The sequence below is a fragment of the Mobiluncus porci genome (assembly GCF_009695935.1).
Taxonomy (GTDB): domain Bacteria; phylum Actinomycetota; class Actinomycetes; order Actinomycetales; family Actinomycetaceae; genus Mobiluncus; species Mobiluncus porci.
The window spans coordinates 1-15,858 of record NZ_VUMY01000022.1; the positions used below are offsets into that span (position 1 = coordinate 1).

Genomic DNA, 15,858 nt, shown 5'->3' on the forward strand with positions numbered 1-15,858 from the left:
AGAAAAATCAGCGACGACGACATCACAGAAATGCAACACCTTCTAAACATCCGCCCCCGCGAAACCCTCGGCTGGCAAAACCCCGCCGAAGCACTCAATGTTGCACTCACCACTTGACACCGCCATAATGGCAGTGCGAGCCGTATTCTCCCGGCTTCGGTCCGAGGTGTAGTCGGAGGCGTAGTCGGGGATAGTGACGTAACTCGGGAAAATTCGACGACCTCTGCCAGATATGGCAGTGATGGCCGAAATCGCACGAGTTACAGAGCTACCCCCGAGTATCGGCTCGCCGCGGCCCGCCAGACTCGCTTCGGTTTCGGGTTGAAACGTCGTGATTTGAGCCCCGCCCAGAAGTTGAATCGCCTCAAACTCGAGGTGGCCTGGTTCTTGGCAGTGATGGCGGTTTTTGCCGGATACCTGACCCTTCCTGGGGCGCAAGCCGTCGGAGCCAATCCCGCGGCGGCAAACTCCGCGGTGGCCGAGGTGCAGTCGGCTAATGCGCTAGCCGCGGCATACCCATCCGCCCGCACCCAGATCGACCCGAACCCGCCTACCCCGAACGTTATCGGCCCGCAAAACCCGACGAATCCGGCCAATCCGGAAGACCCTGGCATCACCCTGAATGTCAACGGCTTCGACCAGTCACCTTCCACCGCGGTCCTCGTCTTCCTCCTCATAACCGTGCTTTCGGTGGCGCCGAGCCTCCTTTTGATGATGACGAGTTTCACGAAAATCTTTATTGTCCTCGCCATGGCAAGGAACGCGCTCGGCCTGAACCAGATTCCACCGACCCAGGTGCTGTCCGGTCTCGCGATTTTCCTGAGCCTCTACATCATGTCCCCTACGATCAACACGATTTGGACCGACGCCATCCAGCCCTATATCGACGGCAAAGTCCAGTTCCAGGAAACCTTCCAACTTGGCGAAAAACCGATTCGCGAGTTTATGGGGCCCTTGACCCGCGAGGAAGACATCGCCTTGATGACCCGCGCCGCGAACCGCCCGAACCCGCCGAGCCTCGAAGAAACCCCGTTTACGACCCTCGTTCCGGCATTCATGATTTCCGAGGTTCGCTCCGCGTTCATTATCGGCTTCGTGGTTTTCATACCTTTCCTCGTAATTGACCTGGTTGTCGGCGCGGCCTTGATGAGTATGGGTATGATGATGCTTCCGCCGGTGATGGTGTCGCTTCCGTTCAAGGTGTTGCTGTTCGTGATGGTTGATGGCTGGGGGATGCTGACCCAGACCCTAATCGGAACCTATCGATAGGGGACGCCATGAATGCTGCCGCCGTCCTCGACCTCGCACTCACTGCCATGATTATGGGCGCGAAACTCGCCGCGCCGATTTTGATTACTTCTCTTGTCGTCGGTTTCCTGATTTCCCTGTTCCAGTCGATTACCCAAATCCAGGAAGTCACCTTGACTTTCGTTCCGAAAACCATCGCGGTCGGGGTGGCGCTCTACATCACCGGCTATTGGATGCTGCAAACCCTTGTCAACACCACCCTTGACATGATGGCGCGAATCCCGAATCTTCTGAATTCGTAGAGGCGGGCGCGCCATGACGATTTACCTTGGGTTCTTCACCGCCTTCGCCTTGACCACGATTCGCGCCACGGTGTTTCTGGTTTTTTGTCCCCCGTTCAACAACCGCGCCTTGTCCGGCCAGGTCAAAGCGCTCCTCGGTGCCGCCCTGGGCCTCGCCACGGTCGGGAGGGTCGGACCCATCTACCAATCCAGCACCTTCATCTTCGAGTGCGTGATGCAGGCGTTCATCGGTTTCTCCATGGCTCTCATGGTGCGCATCATGCTCGCGGCTATCCAGATGGCCGGTTCACTGATCGACCTCGAGGGCGGCTTCGCCATGGCCCAAACCTTTGACCCCTTGACGATGAATAACCAGGCCACCTTCGGGCGCGTCTATGAACTCTCTGCCCTCGCGATGCTGTTTGCCACCAACGGCTACCAGCTCCTCGTGATTGGTCTCGCGCGTTCTTTCACGGCTCTCCCGCCAGGGATGATGTTCGATTTGGACAACTATGCCGAGCGGCTCGTGTTCCGTTTTGCAGAACTCCTCATGTCCTCCTTCGAGATCGCCGGACCGCTCCTGTTGGTCCTAGTTTTGACGGATATGGGTTTGGGGCTTTTGACCAAGGTGGCGCCGGCCATGAACGCTTTCACCTTGGGATTCCCGCTGAAGATTATTGTCACTGCTTTCCTCGCCCCGACGATTATGGTCGTCCTCCCGCAGGTTGTTTTGAAGATTGTTGATGAGGCCCTAAAAAGCTGGCAGGGGGTGATCCTGTGAGCGATTCCGGGGAGAAGACAGAGAAGGCCACTCCGCAACACCTGAAAAAAGTTCGCGAGGAAGGTGGCCTGCAAAAGTCCCAGGATTTGACCGGCTGGATTTCTCTGGCGGCCGGAGCCGCCCTCTTGCCCACGGTTATCTCGAGCGCGGCGAACAACGGGCGCGAACAGTTTACGACCCTGAAATACCTGGTGAGTGACCCTTCGCTCGGAGAAATCCTGGCATTCCTCGGGCAGTCGCTGATGAGCGTGCTATGGACCTTGCTGCCGTTCATGCTCGCTATCATGCTGGTGGCAGTCTTGGTCAACATCATCCAAGGCAAAGGGGTTTTCCCCTCCGCAAAACATTTGAAGCCGAAACTTCAAAACCTCAATGTCATCAAGGGCATCAAGAAAATTGTCGGGGTTCAGCCCTTGTGGAATGGCTTGAAGGCGCTCATCAAGACGATAGCCGTCGGGGTGGTGCTCTATGTCATCATTTCCGGCGTGATGGAGATCATGGGGGCGGCCGGACACATGTCCGGCTATGACATCGTCAACTATGGTAACGGCAAAATGTGGTTTCTCATCTGGGCTTCCGTAATTGCGGGGATTGTCGTTTCGGTTTTGGATGCCCTGTTTATCTTCAAAAAAAACCAGAAACAGACCAAGATGTCGAAGCAGCAGGTGAAGGAGGAATACAAGCAGGAAGAAGGCGACCCCCAGATCAAGTCCCAGCGTCGGTCTCGCGCGATGGCGATGAGCCGCAACCGGATGATGGCCGACACTGCCGAAGCCGATGTTGTGGTCGTGAACCCAACCCACTATGCGGTGGCGCTGAAATACGAGCCCGGGCAAGGAGCGCCAAAGGTAGTTTCTAAGGGTGTGGATCACTTGGCTTCGCGGATTCGGGAAGTGGCGCTCGATAATCGGGTTCCAATGGTGGAGAACGTGGCGCTCGCGCGGACGCTCTATTCCACGGCGCCGGTCGGGATGGAGATTCCCGAGGAACTCTATACCGCGGTAGCCCAGGTTTTGGCGTTCTGCCTGCTCCTGAAGAAGCGGGGCGCGCGCGGGGGAGTCCACAAAATGCCGGACTATCTTTTTGACCAGATGGGATAGATACTAAAGTCTTAAACTGAATTGCCGATAGATTGGTTGCAGGATGCGAGAGAACATGAAGGGATTCGGGAATAAACATTTCATGGAGCGCCCGAATTGAAAATTAACGTAGGGTTTTTGTCGAAGCTGGCCATCCCCGTCGGAGTGGTTGGTATTGTCATGCTACTCGTCTTCCCGCTGCAACCGTGGATGATGGATGTTCTCCTTGTCATGTCCATCATGCTGTCCATGATTTCCCTGTTGACAACCATGTTCGTCGAAAAACCCCTGCAATTCTCGGTTTTCCCGACTCTCGTTTTGGTCGCCGCGCTGTTCCGCCTGAGTCTGAACGTGGCCTCCACCCGTCTCATCTTGACCCCCGGAAGCGGGGGCGGTTCAGCAAAGGCAGGCCAGGTTATCGAGGCCTTTGGAACCTTCGTTGTCGGCGGGAACTTCGTTGTCGGCATGGTCGTTTTCGTCATCCTCGTCATCATCAACTTCGTCGTCATCACCAACGGCGCGGGCCGTGTCGCCGAGGTCGGGGCGCGCTTCACCCTGGATGCCATGCCCGGCAAACAGATGGCTATTGATGCCGACTTGAACTCCGGCCTCATTGATGAAGAAACCGCCCGCACCCGCCGCGCCGAAATCGCCGCCGAAGCCGACTTCTACGGCGCTATGGACGGCGGTTCGAAGTTCGTCAAGGGCGACGCCATCGCCGGTATCGTCATCACGATTGTGAACCTCATCGCCGGTTTCGTCATCGGCATGGTGGTTGAGGGCATGACCGCCACCGACTCCATCTCGACCTATTCCCAGTTGACAGTGGGCGACGGTCTTGTCTCCCAAATCCCCTCGCTGTTGATGTCCCTCGCCACCGGCGTTATCGTCACCCGCTCGAAGGATTCGCCGGAAGGCGGCATCGGCGGGGACTTCACCAAACAGCTCACCCAGTCTTTCTCCGCGCTCCTCATCGCCGGCATCGCCTGTATCTTCCTCGGACTCATCCCCGCTATGCCGAAACTTCCCTTCCTCGTCATCGGCGCCTTGCTGATTTTCGGCGGGTGGAAGCAGTTGAGCGCCTTGAAGAAGTCCGAACAGGAAGAAGAAATTATTGTCGAGGAAGACGAGACGAAACCCGCGGGCGAAACTCCCGAACAGCTCATTGAACAAATGCGGGTTCCGGCTCTCGAAATCCTCCTCGCTCCGGACCTCATTGACCTCGTCGGGGCGAACACCGACACGGATTTGCTCGCCCGTGTACGGGGACTGCGCCGGAAGGTGGCTCTTGAATCGGGATTCGTTCTCCCTCCGGTGCGGACCCGCGACTCGGTAGATCTCCCCGTTTCCACCTATGTCATCCGCATGTCCGGCGTTGAGGTCGGCCGCGGGGTCGCGCCTCCCGGAAAAGTGCTGGCTCTTGGTGATGCCCTTGATGACCTCCCCGGTGACCTCACCCACGAACCAGTCTTTGGCCTTTCAGGCAAGTGGATTCCAGTCGAACTGCGCTATAACGCGGAACTCGGCGGGGCGACCGTGGTTGACCGCGTCTCCGTTCTGATTACCCACCTGGGGGCGCTGGTCTCCGAAAACGCCGCGCGCCTGCTGTCCCGCGAGGACGTGAGAATCCTCGTTGATGGGGTGCGCCAAACGAACCCCTCCGCGGTGGAAGAACTCATTCCCGCCATGCTTTCTCTCGGGGAGGTGCAGGTCGTTTTGCAAGGGCTTCTGGAAGAACAGGTCCCGATTCTCGACCTCCCGCGCATTTTCGAGGCGCTTTCGGTCAAGGCGAAACAAACCACCGACCCCGAACAGCTCATCGAAGCCGCCCGCGCCGAACTTGGGCCTTCGATTGTCGCGAAATACGTGATGGAAGGGGTGTTGCGGGTCATCACCCTCGACCCCCTGTTTGAACAGTCGCTTCTCGAAAGCGTCCGCCCCGGCGATGAGGGCTCCCAGCTCGCGCTGGATCCGGATCGGATGGAAACCTTCTTGAACCAAACCCGCGAGGTTACCGAGCAAGCGGAACAAACAGGTTTCTCCGTTGTTCTAGTTTGTGCGCCTGTCTTACGCCCGGCGCTTCGAAAACTTGTTAACCTTGGTATAGCGCGCCTGCCGGTGCTGTCATACACCGAGGTGTCCGGCGCGAAAGTGATGATTGAAACGATGGGAACGATAAGTGGCAGCCACGCGATATCTGGTTGAAGGAGACCGTCTTGACGTCCTCATCGGCCAGGTGAAACGGATGGGGCGACGGGTCACTGTGCTCAAAGCCGAGAAGGTCCGTAAGGGTGGAATCGCCGGAATGTTCTCTAAAGAACACTATGAAGTCCTGGTGGAAGTTGACGGTGTGGGTGAGCCTCCCGAGTCCTTCTCCAACGCCACCAAGTCGGCGGCGAAGCACCAAACCCTGTCCGAAAAAGCCGAAGAATCCGGGGCTTACCGGAAGAAGACCGTGGCGCGGGGGAAGAGAAAGGCTGAGTCTGGCGCCGACCAGGGGGCGGTCTCCGCGGGAACGGAAGTGACTGATTCTGGAAGGGCCGAAGACAAGAAAGACGCTGGACTTCAGAATCTCCTTGATGAAGCCCGCTCCCAACTCAACTCCGGAACCGAAGCTGCCGCTGCTGACCTTGAGGCGCAGCTCGCGGCGATGGGGATAAACTCTGCGACGCCTCCTGCCTCTCCCCCCTCTTCTACCTCGAGCGCGCCGGCCCCGACCGGTGTTCCCGCCGGCAGTTCCCGCCCTAGCGCGACGGGAATGGCCGGAGGGACTCCGCGGCAGGGCGCGCCTTTGCTGGATGCGCGTTTGCAAGGGGTCGCCGCCCCCGGCGCCACCTCCTCCGCGCCCCGACCAGTCATCACCCAGGCTCCCGCGGGACAGCGGTTGCCGATTGCGGCCGCCCTCGAACTCGGATTCCCCGAAGACATTTTGGCGGGGGTTCCGACTTCGGGAGACGATTTTAGTCTTGATGAATTTGTGGAGTCGCTGCCGCAACCGGTGGAGTTACTCGAAAAACCCGGCTCGACGATTGTCGTTATCGGGGCCGCGCCGATTGCCCTGTCCGTGGTGGAAACCGCCCAGCGGCTCGCCGGACGGCTCGGGGATGATGGCTATTGCGTTTTGGGCGGGCCGAAGACGACCCTTCCCGGAGAGGCTCTGCGGGCGCGTTCGGCCGAGGAGCTGCGGACTCTGATGGAAGCTCATCAAGGGCAAACCTGTGTTTTGACTTTGGCGGACTCGCTGATTGAGGTTCACCGGCGGACGATGGCGAAACTCTTGTCGGTGATTTATGTCGACCAAACCTGGGCCGTCGTCGACGGGCGGGTGCCTCCGGAGAAGCTTCGCAACTGGTTGAAAGGCTTGCCCGACGCGCTTCACCCCGATACCCTGGCAGTCCAGCGGATTTGGGAGGCGGAACGACCGGGGGCGCTGTTTGAGCTCGGGGTGCCGATTGGGATGCTTGATGGGGTGCCGGCGAGGAGCGAGGCCTGGAAGATGCTCCTCGAAGATCTCCTCGCTAAGTGATTTTCCCTTGGTGAACGCCCTTTAGCCAGCCTCCCAGTAATAAATAAGCTGAGCCTTTTTTGGGGGGCGGGAATTGCGGATTGAAGCGCCTTAGTTGCTTGGGCTGGTGTCGCGAAGATTTCTTATACCAATGAGGTAAAGCGCAACAGTAATAGAATAGCAAGTTGTGTAATAAAAACTTGACGGCAATCTGTAAGTGTCAAGGCTCAGCAATACTATTGCTGTCACGACAGTAATCCCGAGGCCGACAGAAAGCACCACTCGCTGGGTGGAACGCGGGGAAGCTTCGTCTGGTTTGATCTCGATGAGGAATGCGGCGAGGGACAGCAGTGACCAAAGCAAAGGCAGACCTATCAGCATGACGAAGTCGAGCGTGCCTATCGCTGCCACGAGATAGTTTTGAGTGAAGCAGGCGTTGAAGTAGGTAGAGACCGCGAACGGTATAAACAAGGAAAGTGTCTGGAGAACGACCGCTGTAACTGACTTTTTCATGTTATCTCAGCTTAAAAAACGGGAAATAGGTGACTGAAATATCGTTGGATCCCATACCATCTGGGGCAATTTTGGCTCGAAGAAGCGCATAAGGATCCCAAGAGCCACGTACGAGCTTCACAGGTGTCCATCCTGTTTGGTAACTAAAGCTAGCAGAGGTAGGGGACTTGCTTAAGACAACACCATTCATTCCTTGTCTCGCAACTAAGGATATATTATAAATGCTGGTTGGATAGCTTTTAGTGAATGAACCAAAAACCCTTGATATTTTTACAGTCTGTGAACTGCCGGAGCCGTATAAAGTCCATTCCATACCAACATTTGCTGTTACGGGATAGACAGTATTAGAAGCAGAACCGCTAGAACTGCGTGTTGCCGACAAATGCTCAGCCTCTTGTTTAGTAATCGCGCCAATATCGACCAAAGTTTTAGCTGAGATACGAACAGTTGCGTGGCCAGTGATTCTGCCTGACTGATCGGTAGGGGTGGATGTGTGCGAGGATACATCTAGGGGTATCTTGACTGATTTGCCGGTAGTCTCGTTGGTAACTATGAAACTGCCATGACCTGTATCCGGTATTGAAAATGTGCTTGCATTGGCGGGAATCGTTGAGAGCGAGAGCAAAAGTCCGGTGACTAGAATAGCAACCTTGATTTTCATGATATAGCTCCTTCGCTAATCTTGGTATAATATATCATAGATCGCGGCTGTTTGTCAAGTCGTCGGCGTACCTTACGTATATTGAGTGCGTGGCGCGTGTCGTGCGTCACTAATTGTGAGCGCGAAAATTTCGGGTATGAATGATGGAGTTGTTTCTGTGGGAACTCGTCTCGAGGTTGCTAAAGCTTTGAAGAAGGCTTACCGGTCGGCTTCTAATAATGTGTTGCTTGGTCGTGTCTTATGACCCATTTACTGCGGTCGAAAGAAACCCTGTCGGGTGGGCATCCGGATGCCTCAGGTATTCGCTAAGGGGAGCGGATCAGGGCTAGGAAATTGGCGGGTGGGGTTTCGGGGTGGACTTGCCGGGTGCGGGAGCGGACGGCTTGGGGGCCTCGGTCGAAGCGGGAGCTGCGGGCTTCGAAGCAGGGGCAGAGTCCTGGGAGGTGGAGGCCTTTGCCGAAGACGCTAGTGACGAGCTCTGCATGAGTTTCTTCAAATCCAGAGGCGAACCGGACTTCGGCTTGATGCCCTTTAGTGAACTCAAAGCAACAGCGGCATCGGGGTTGGACATGGCCGCGACGTTTTCTTCGGATACCGCCTGGAGAAGTTCCGCGCGGTTGACCGGCACGGAACGCGGGGCGTCAACACCGAGGCGAACAGAATCGCGGTGCACTTCCACCACGGTGACGACAATTCCGTCACCGATAACAATCTTTTCACCAATCCGCCGAGAGAGAACTAACACGTCTCTTACTTTACCTTACGGAAGCATTAATTCTTGAAATGAGTCATGGGGACGTGCTTTTTGACTCATTTTTCGCGAAGCAAATGAGTCAAAAAGCACGTCCCCATGACTCACTCATCCGAATTAAACAAGAAAAATCTCTGAAAATTCAGTGAATTTGCTAACGGAATTAAATGGTCTGACGATGCGAGCCTGTAGACGGTGCCGAAGGCGCCACTTATTTGGGAGGTCGCTTTATGGGCGAAATGGATGAAATTGTCCGCGAATTCCTTGTTGAATCCTATGAAAACTTGGATCAACTCGAGCAAGACATGGTTTCCCTGGAGTCCGATCCGGGCTCGAAAGACCTACTGTCTTCTATTTTCCGGACTATACACACAATCAAAGGGACGTCGGGCTTCCTGGCGTTCAATCGACTCGAGAAGCTGGCACACCGTGGTGAGAACCTGCTTTCCGAACTCCGCGATGGCGTACGTGAGATGGACCAAGATACCGCTGACGTGCTGCTGTTGATGGTTGACCGTATCCGCAACATCATGAACTCGGTGGAAGAAACCGGCCAGGAAGGCGATGTGGATATTGAATCCGTCATCGCCAAGATTGAGGCCATTCAGGGTAAATCTCAATCCAAGGAAGTTCCTCCGGCAGATAACAGCGCCGGCGAGCCCGCCCCGACTGAGGCGGCCAGCGAACCGGCCGAGGTTCCGTTCTTGACTAACGTCCCTGACGAAAACGGCGAGACTTCTCTGTCAGACGCTGCGGCGGAAGAATCGAGCGAACCGGCTGAGATTCCCTTCTTGACGAATGTGCCTGATGAGAACGGCCAGACCTCCGTGTCTGACAGCTCCGCAGAAGCCGCTGGAGAAGCCCCGAAGGAAACCCCGACGGAATCTCCGGCAGAAGCAGTCGCGCCGGCCACTCCAGCCGCTCCGACACCCGCTGCCGCTGTGGCAAAGTCCAAGGCAGAATCCAAACCGGCCGAACACAACAACAACGACCACACCCGCTCTGCCGCAGAATCCTCGATTCGCGTGGACGTGGACCTGCTCGATGTCTTGATGCGCGAGGTTTCCGAGCTGGTCTTGGTGCGTAACCAAATCGTGCGTTTGACCGACTCCATGACGGACATGAATCTCGTTCAGTCCTCGCAACGCCTGTCGATTGTGGCCACCGAGTTGCAAGAGGGCATCATGAAGACCCGAATGCAGCCCATCGAGCACCTGTGGGCGAAGATGCCGCGCGTGGTGCGGGACCTCGGCAAACAGACGAACAAGGATGTCCAACTCGTCATGATTGGTGGCGACACCGAACTGGACCGCTCCTTGCTGGAGGCCATTAAGGATCCGTTGACCCACATGGTTCGTAACGCCGTGGATCACGGCGTGGAACTGCCGGAAGTCCGCAAGGCGGCCGGCAAGAACCCGAAGGGTACCGTGACGTTGAAGGCCTACCATGCTGGCGGCCAGGTTGTCGTCGACATTATTGATGACGGTGCCGGCATCGATCCGGCAGAGGTCGCCAACAAGGCTCTCGAAAAGGGCATCGTCACCCAGGCTCAACTCGGCGAGATGAGCGACAAGGAAATCTTCAACCTGTTGTTCCTCCCCGGCTTCTCCACTTCGAAGAAGATCTCCAATATCTCCGGCCGCGGGGTGGGAACGGATGTCGTGAAGACCTCCGTCGAAGCCATCGGCGGTACGGTCGATGTGGAATCCGAATTGGGGCAGGGCTCTACCTGGAGGATGCGCATCCCGCTGACTCTGGCAATCCAGCCCTCGCTGACGATTGAATCTCACGGCGAGCTCTACGCCATCCCGCAGGTCAGCCTGCTGGAGCTGGTGGCCCTCGATTCTTCTCGTAAGGAGACGTCGATGGAATACGTCAACTCCTCACCGGTTTACCGCCTGCGCGGCATGTTGCTCCCGCTGATTCGCTTGAGCCACGTCCTGCATCCTGAAGAAGCCGAGCGTCGCGACGAAGAAGCCAACGGCGTCATTGCGGTTTTGCAAAACGACGACCAGCGTTTCGGCCTCGTAGTCGACAAGGTCATCAACAACGAAGAAATCGTGGTCAAGCCACTGTCTTCCAAGTTGAAGTCCATCGGTCTTTACGCCGGTGCGACCCTGCTTGGCGACGGACGCGTGGCACTGATTCTCGATATCGGTGCGGTGGCGCGTCGCTCCCTTTCCGGCGCTTCCACCCAGGCAGCCCAGAAAGCCCAGGCGGCAGCCGAAGCGGCCCAGGCTCGCAACTCCGAGGTCATCGGACAGGCTCTCGTGGTCGGTATCGGCGATGGCCGCCGCGTGGCGATTCCGCTGGCCGCAGTCACCCGACTCGAACACATCGATGTCGAGAAGGTCGAACGCGTGGGAGGTCGCGAGGTCATCCAATACCGCGGCCAGATTCTCCCGATTGTGCGTCTCGATCGTCTCCTCGGGGTCATGGACTACGAAGAGCCGAAGGATCTTCAAATCGTGGTCTACAACCGCGGCGAGCGTTCCGTGGCGATGGTGGTTCGCGAGATTCTCGACATTGTTGCCGACGACAAGCGCAAGCACTCCTCGGTCGAAGATCACGGCTTGCTGGGTTCTGCGGTCTTGAAGGATCGCGTCACCGAACTGCTCGACGTCGAACAAGCGGTTCGCGCCGCCGACCCGACCTTCTTCGATGAGATCGACGACTTCAGCGCCGAACTCGAAATTGGTTCCCGTCTCGACATGGTAGGAGCGTGATCCATGATGACTCAGTACGTTACTTTCCGGCTTGATGGTGCCCTCTACGGCATCGAAGTCAACCAGGTCACGGAGATTCTGCGCGGGGAAGACATTACGAATGTTCCGCTTTCTCCTGAAGCGATTACCGGCTTGGTGAATCTGCGTGGTCAAATTGCAACCCTGATTGACCTGCGTAAACAGTTGAATCTTCCCCCGCGGGAGGATGAAGAAAACACGATGATGGTCGTGGTGGTCTTGGACGGTGAGACCCTGTCCCTGATGGTGGATTCCATCGGTGATGTGCGCGAAGTCGATGAATCCGACTTCGAGGCTCCGCCGGACACTCTAGCCCCGGAACTGCGGGAACTCATCTTGGGAGCCTACAAGCTCTCCGATGATTTGCTCTTGGTCCTCGACGTGGAGCGAGTGGTGGCCATTGGTCAAGAGGCCCGCGCTGCGGAGAAAACGAAGGAAGCCCCCGTGGTTTAATCCATGGCAGACCTGGAAGCAAAAGAGCCGCGACCCAGTCGCGGCTCTTTTGTTCCCCCAAATCCAAAGCGAACGAGTCGAAAACTCGATAACCTTTATTTATAGTAGAGGTCAATCCAAGGAGAAGCAATGGCAGGCATCAAAGTCCTGGTGGTGGATGACTCCGTTGTCGTGCGTAAAATCGTTACTGACGCCCTCAACGCTGATCCCAGTATCGAAGTCGTGGGAACCGCCCCGAATGGAAAACTCGCTTTGATGAAGTGGAAACAGTTAAAACCGGACGCTATCACTATGGACATCGAAATGCCCGTCATGAATGGCATCGAAGCCGTTCGTGAGCTGCGCAAGATGGGCTGTAAAGAACCCATCATCATGTTCTCCACCTTGACCCAGCGCGGTGCCACCGCCACCCTCGAGGCGCTTTCCGCGGGAGCCACCGACTACGTCACCAAACCCGCTAACCAGGGTTCGGTGCAGCAATCGATGCAAACCATCCGCGAGCAGCTCGTTCCGATTATTGTCGGCTTGCTGCCGGGCAAAGCGCGCGCGTCGGGACTGACTTCATCCAAGAGCATTTCCGCAGAGGCTCGCGCGAATATTTCCTCGGTTCCCGCGATGTTCGCTGGTCCGGTGAAACTCCACGACCGCACCGGTATGCCCGACAAGCCGATTCGGATTGTCATTCTCGGTTCCTCCACGGGCGGGCCGGAGGCCTTGTCCAAGGTCATCTCCGGTTTGAAGCCCCTGCCGGTGCCGCTGGTGATCACTCAGCACATGCCGCCGGTTTTCACGACCCAGTTGGCGGCACGTCTCGACCGCATGACCTCCGCGGTGGTCCAAGAAGCCAGCGAAGGCATGATGCTGGCTCCGGGTCATATCTACCTCGCTGCCGGTAACTACCACATGACCTTTGCTGGAAACGCTGGCGCTCCTCGCATTAAGATGACCCAGACTCCGCCGGTAAACTTCTGTCGGCCGAGCGTGGACGTCATGTTTGAATCGGCGGTGCAAATGTACGGGGGCGAAATGCTCGCGGTGGTTCTTACCGGAATGGGTCAGGACGGGAAAGAGGGCTGTAAGAAAGTCCTCGAAGCGGGCGGCCGCACCCTGGTTCAAGACGAAAACACCTCGGTGGTTTGGGGAATGCCCGGAGCGGTAGCGACCGCTGGTTTTGCTGACCAGATTCTCCCCTTAGACCAAATCGCTAACGAAATCTCTCGACATGTCGTTACCCACTCAGCTCAGGAGAAACGATGAGTCTGACCCGCCAAACATTTGACTACGTGGCGGCATTGGTCAGGCAGCGTTCCGCGATTCAACTTCCCGCCGGTAAGGAGTACCTGGTCGAATCCAGGCTGGTTCCGTTGGCGCGCCAAGCTGGATTTGACGGTCCGACCGCGGTCGATAAGTGGATTCAACAAGTGATTGCCACGCATCGCCCCGCGGATCTCCAGGACATCGCCGAGGCTCTGACCACGAATGAGACCTCGTTTTTCCGCGATGTCACCCCGTTCAAGGGCTTGACGGAAACAGTGGTTCCCGAGCTCCAGAAGGCCGGACACCACACCATCTCGATTTGGTCGGCGGCCTGTTCTACCGGCCAGGAGCCCTACTCTATCGCCATGTCGATTCTCGATATGCCGACCCCGCCGCAGTTCTCGATTGTGGCCACGGACTTGTCCCGCGCCGTCTTGGCGAAAGCGAAACAGGGTTTCTACACCCAACTGGAGGTCAACCGCGGTCTCCCCGCCCCGATGCTGGTGCGGTATTTCCAACGAGAAGGCGCGAACTGGACGATTAGCCCGAAACTGCGCCAAAAGATCAACTTCCTGGAACACAACCTGATGTCCACCCCGCCCAAGGGTGGTCCATTCCACATAGTCTTTATTCGCAACGTTTTGATTTATTTTGACCTGGATACGAAACGAGAGGTTTTGCGTAGAGTGGCAAATGTTATGGCTCCCGGCGGTTATCTCTTCTTAGGGGCTGCCGAAACCACCATGGGGATGGATCCGGTGTGGGAACGGGTGACTCTCACCAAAGGCGCAGTCTATCGGCTGAAAGGGGGCGCGAGATGAGGGCTCTGATTGTGGATGATTCCCGCGCGATGCGCAAGATTATTGGCGGGATTCTTCGGCGCGAAGGCTACGAGATTCTCGAGGCCCAAAACGGCGAAGAGGCGTTGAAGATTTTGAAAGATCCCGAAACGGGTCGCGTGGATTTAGCGACGATTGACTGGAATATGCCGGTGATGAACGGTCTGGAGTTGGTCGTGAATATTCGCGCCGAGAAAGAACTCCGCAATATCACCTTGATGATGGTGACAACCGAGTCGGAACATTCTCAAATCGTGAGGGCTCTCGCGGCGGGGGCTCACGAATACCTCATAAAGCCTTTTACTCCAGAAGCAGTAAACGAAAAACTGCTCCTGCTCGGACTTGGAACCTAATACTTTAGAGATAGAGGAATCACCCTATGTTGACACAAGTGACAAAAGATCCGGAACTGGAAGAGAATATTCGCCAGGCAGTGACGATGATTGCCAACGAAATTTTCTATGCCCTTATTGATAAGGTTCCCAATACGGTGTTTGAAACTGATGCTGAAATAGAGCCGTTTACCAACCCGATTTATTCCTGGGTTGATTCTAAAGGGAATCGTAAATTCCGCGTCGTGATGAGTATGGAAAAGTCCACTTCGGAGGAATTGACGCGAGCCATGTTTACTTTAGCGGAGACTGATGAGGTCACCGAGGAAGATATCAACGATGCTTTTGGGGAAATCGCTAATGTTGTGGGCGGAAACTTGAAAGCAGTAGTGGAGGATTCCGGAACCCTGACTATTCCAAAAGTTTCGACAGAAAAACCTTGGGGGCAAGATCCGCCAATAGTGGCTCTGAATTTCAACTGGAAAGGAAATTTCTTGATAATCTCAATTAGTGACCTAGCTTCCATGGTGGAAGAGTAACAGGGAGGGGTAAACGAGATGCGTATTATTGTGGCTGACGATTCGCGCGTGATGCGCCAGATTGTGGTTCGCACCTTGCGTCAGGCTGGATTCGATTGGGAAGTTATGGAAGCTGAGGACGGTGCCCAGGCTTTGCAGCTGGCCCTTAGTGAGTCCCCCGACTTGGTTCTTTCCGACTGGAATATGCCGAATATGCTCGGAATCGAGATGCTTCAACAGTTGCGAGCCACCGGATCGAAGATTCCGGTCGGCTTCGTGACCTCCGAGGGTTCCCCTCAAATGCGGCAAGTTGCGCAAGAGGCGGGCGCAAATTTCCTCATTCAAAAACCCTTCGATGCCGCCACCTTCAAACAGATTCTAGGAGCGTTCAACAAATGAGTGTTACCCCTTTGCCTACCGCGAAAGAGATTCGCGACCTGTTCGAAATGTTGTTGGGGAGGACCGTGGAGGTTTCGCCTGACTATGAGATTCTGAAGCCGGATGAGGAATTCGGCTGCTGTGTGGCGTTCTTCAACGATGCTATGGACCAGACTCTCGCGGCCTGTATCATGGATTTGGATTTGTGTGCCTATGCGGGGGCGGCTTTGCAGTTGATTCCGCAAGCCGGCGCCCAAGACGAGATCAACAATGGCACTCTGGGTGACAACTACATCGAGAATGTTTACGAGATCTTGAACGTTTTTTCCTCCTTGTTGAATAAAGATGATGCCCCGCACGTCTCCATTGGGCTCATGTACACCCCGGGTGAGGAACTTCCCCCGAATGAGTACAAGATGGTGACGTCCTACGTGGAGCGCCGCGATTCGATTCTCGACATCGAGGGCTACGGCAAGGGCCGCTTCGGCGTCATGTGCTTCAACTAACAGGTTGCTTCC

At 56.3% G+C, this 15,858-nt stretch carries 17 protein-coding genes; 14 read left to right on the forward strand and 3 right to left on the reverse strand.

Features of this window, described 5'->3' with window-relative positions; all coding sequences use genetic code 11:
- The first annotated feature begins 321 nt into the window (after positions 1–321).
- The 6 genes from fliP (at position 322) to FYJ63_RS09985 (ending at position 6,915) form a co-directional block, all read left to right on the forward strand.
- A complete protein-coding gene (fliP, locus tag FYJ63_RS09960) occupies positions 322–1,269 on the forward strand; it encodes a flagellar type III secretion system pore protein FliP (RefSeq protein ID WP_154546293.1) in 948 nt (315 codons plus the stop codon).
- Between the two features lie 8 nt (positions 1,270–1,277).
- Positions 1,278–1,550 (forward strand): flagellar biosynthetic protein FliQ, encoded by a 273-nt coding sequence (locus tag FYJ63_RS09965; protein WP_154546295.1) that lies wholly within the window; start codon positions 1,278–1,280, stop codon positions 1,548–1,550.
- A 13-nt stretch (positions 1,551–1,563) separates the two neighbouring features.
- Positions 1,564–2,310, forward strand: a complete 747-nt coding sequence (locus FYJ63_RS09970; protein WP_154546297.1) for a flagellar biosynthetic protein FliR — start codon at positions 1,564–1,566, stop codon at positions 2,308–2,310.
- Positions 2,307–3,410 carry an EscU/YscU/HrcU family type III secretion system export apparatus switch protein gene (locus tag FYJ63_RS09975; protein WP_338106913.1) on the forward strand — a complete coding sequence of 368 codons (1,104 nt, stop codon included), beginning with the start codon at positions 2,307–2,309 and terminating at the stop codon, positions 3,408–3,410. The genes FYJ63_RS09970 and FYJ63_RS09975 overlap by 4 nt, the downstream gene beginning before the upstream one ends.
- Positions 3,411–3,506: 96 nt before the next feature.
- Positions 3,507–5,594 carry a flagellar biosynthesis protein FlhA gene (gene flhA / locus FYJ63_RS09980; protein ID WP_154546301.1) on the forward strand — a complete coding sequence of 696 codons (2,088 nt, stop codon included), beginning with the start codon at positions 3,507–3,509 and terminating at the stop codon, positions 5,592–5,594.
- Positions 5,569–6,915, forward strand: a complete 1,347-nt coding sequence (locus FYJ63_RS09985; RefSeq protein ID WP_338106914.1) for a hypothetical protein — start codon at positions 5,569–5,571, stop codon at positions 6,913–6,915. Before flhA ends, FYJ63_RS09985 begins: the two co-directional genes overlap by 26 nt.
- A gap of 90 nt (positions 6,916–7,005) precedes the next feature.
- On the opposite strand, the gene FYJ63_RS09990 is transcribed toward FYJ63_RS09985, so the two are convergent.
- From FYJ63_RS09990 to csrA, 3 genes are all read right to left on the reverse strand, one after another.
- Positions 7,006–7,407 (reverse strand): hypothetical protein, encoded by a 402-nt coding sequence (locus tag FYJ63_RS09990; protein ID WP_154546303.1) that lies wholly within the window; start codon positions 7,405–7,407, stop codon positions 7,006–7,008.
- 1 nt (position 7,408) lies between these two features.
- The gene (locus FYJ63_RS09995) at positions 7,409–8,068 is read right to left on the reverse strand and encodes a hypothetical protein (protein WP_154546305.1); all 660 of its coding nucleotides are present in this window, start codon (positions 8,066–8,068) and stop codon (positions 7,409–7,411) included.
- Between the two features lie 325 nt (positions 8,069–8,393).
- On the reverse strand, positions 8,394–8,813 hold the full coding sequence (gene csrA / locus FYJ63_RS10000) for a carbon storage regulator CsrA (RefSeq protein WP_277026416.1): 420 nt from the start codon (positions 8,811–8,813) through the stop codon (positions 8,394–8,396).
- 236 nt (positions 8,814–9,049) lie between these two features.
- Here csrA and FYJ63_RS10005 point away from each other — a divergent pair, with 236 nt between their 5' ends.
- The 8 genes from FYJ63_RS10005 to FYJ63_RS10040 all read left to right on the forward strand — a co-directional run bounded on the left by FYJ63_RS10005 (position 9,050) and on the right by FYJ63_RS10040 (position 15,846).
- Positions 9,050–11,545 carry a chemotaxis protein CheW gene (locus FYJ63_RS10005; protein ID WP_154546307.1) on the forward strand — a complete coding sequence of 832 codons (2,496 nt, stop codon included), beginning with the start codon at positions 9,050–9,052 and terminating at the stop codon, positions 11,543–11,545.
- Between the two features lie 3 nt (positions 11,546–11,548).
- Positions 11,549–12,016 carry a chemotaxis protein CheW gene (locus FYJ63_RS10010; protein ID WP_229770131.1) on the forward strand — a complete coding sequence of 156 codons (468 nt, stop codon included), beginning with the start codon at positions 11,549–11,551 and terminating at the stop codon, positions 12,014–12,016.
- A gap of 129 nt (positions 12,017–12,145) precedes the next feature.
- The gene (locus FYJ63_RS10015; RefSeq protein WP_154546309.1) at positions 12,146–13,273 is read left to right on the forward strand and encodes a protein-glutamate methylesterase/protein-glutamine glutaminase; all 1,128 of its coding nucleotides are present in this window, start codon (positions 12,146–12,148) and stop codon (positions 13,271–13,273) included.
- Positions 13,270–14,094 (forward strand): CheR family methyltransferase, encoded by an 825-nt coding sequence (locus FYJ63_RS10020; protein ID WP_154546311.1) that lies wholly within the window; start codon positions 13,270–13,272, stop codon positions 14,092–14,094. Before FYJ63_RS10015 ends, FYJ63_RS10020 begins: the two co-directional genes overlap by 4 nt.
- On the forward strand, positions 14,091–14,465 hold the full coding sequence (locus tag FYJ63_RS10025) for a response regulator (protein WP_154546313.1): 375 nt from the start codon (positions 14,091–14,093) through the stop codon (positions 14,463–14,465). Before FYJ63_RS10020 ends, FYJ63_RS10025 begins: the two co-directional genes overlap by 4 nt.
- A gap of 26 nt (positions 14,466–14,491) precedes the next feature.
- Positions 14,492–14,983 carry a chemotaxis protein CheX gene (locus FYJ63_RS10030; protein ID WP_229770132.1) on the forward strand — a complete coding sequence of 164 codons (492 nt, stop codon included), beginning with the start codon at positions 14,492–14,494 and terminating at the stop codon, positions 14,981–14,983.
- Positions 14,984–15,001: 18 nt separating this feature from the next.
- Positions 15,002–15,361: a response regulator gene (locus FYJ63_RS10035; protein ID WP_154546315.1), complete on the forward strand. Its 360-nt coding sequence runs from the start codon at positions 15,002–15,004 to the stop codon at positions 15,359–15,361.
- Entirely contained in the window at positions 15,358–15,846 is a 489-nt protein-coding gene (locus FYJ63_RS10040; protein ID WP_154546317.1) for a hypothetical protein, read from the forward strand. The genes FYJ63_RS10035 and FYJ63_RS10040 overlap by 4 nt, the downstream gene beginning before the upstream one ends.
- Positions 15,847–15,858: the final 12 nt, after the last annotated feature.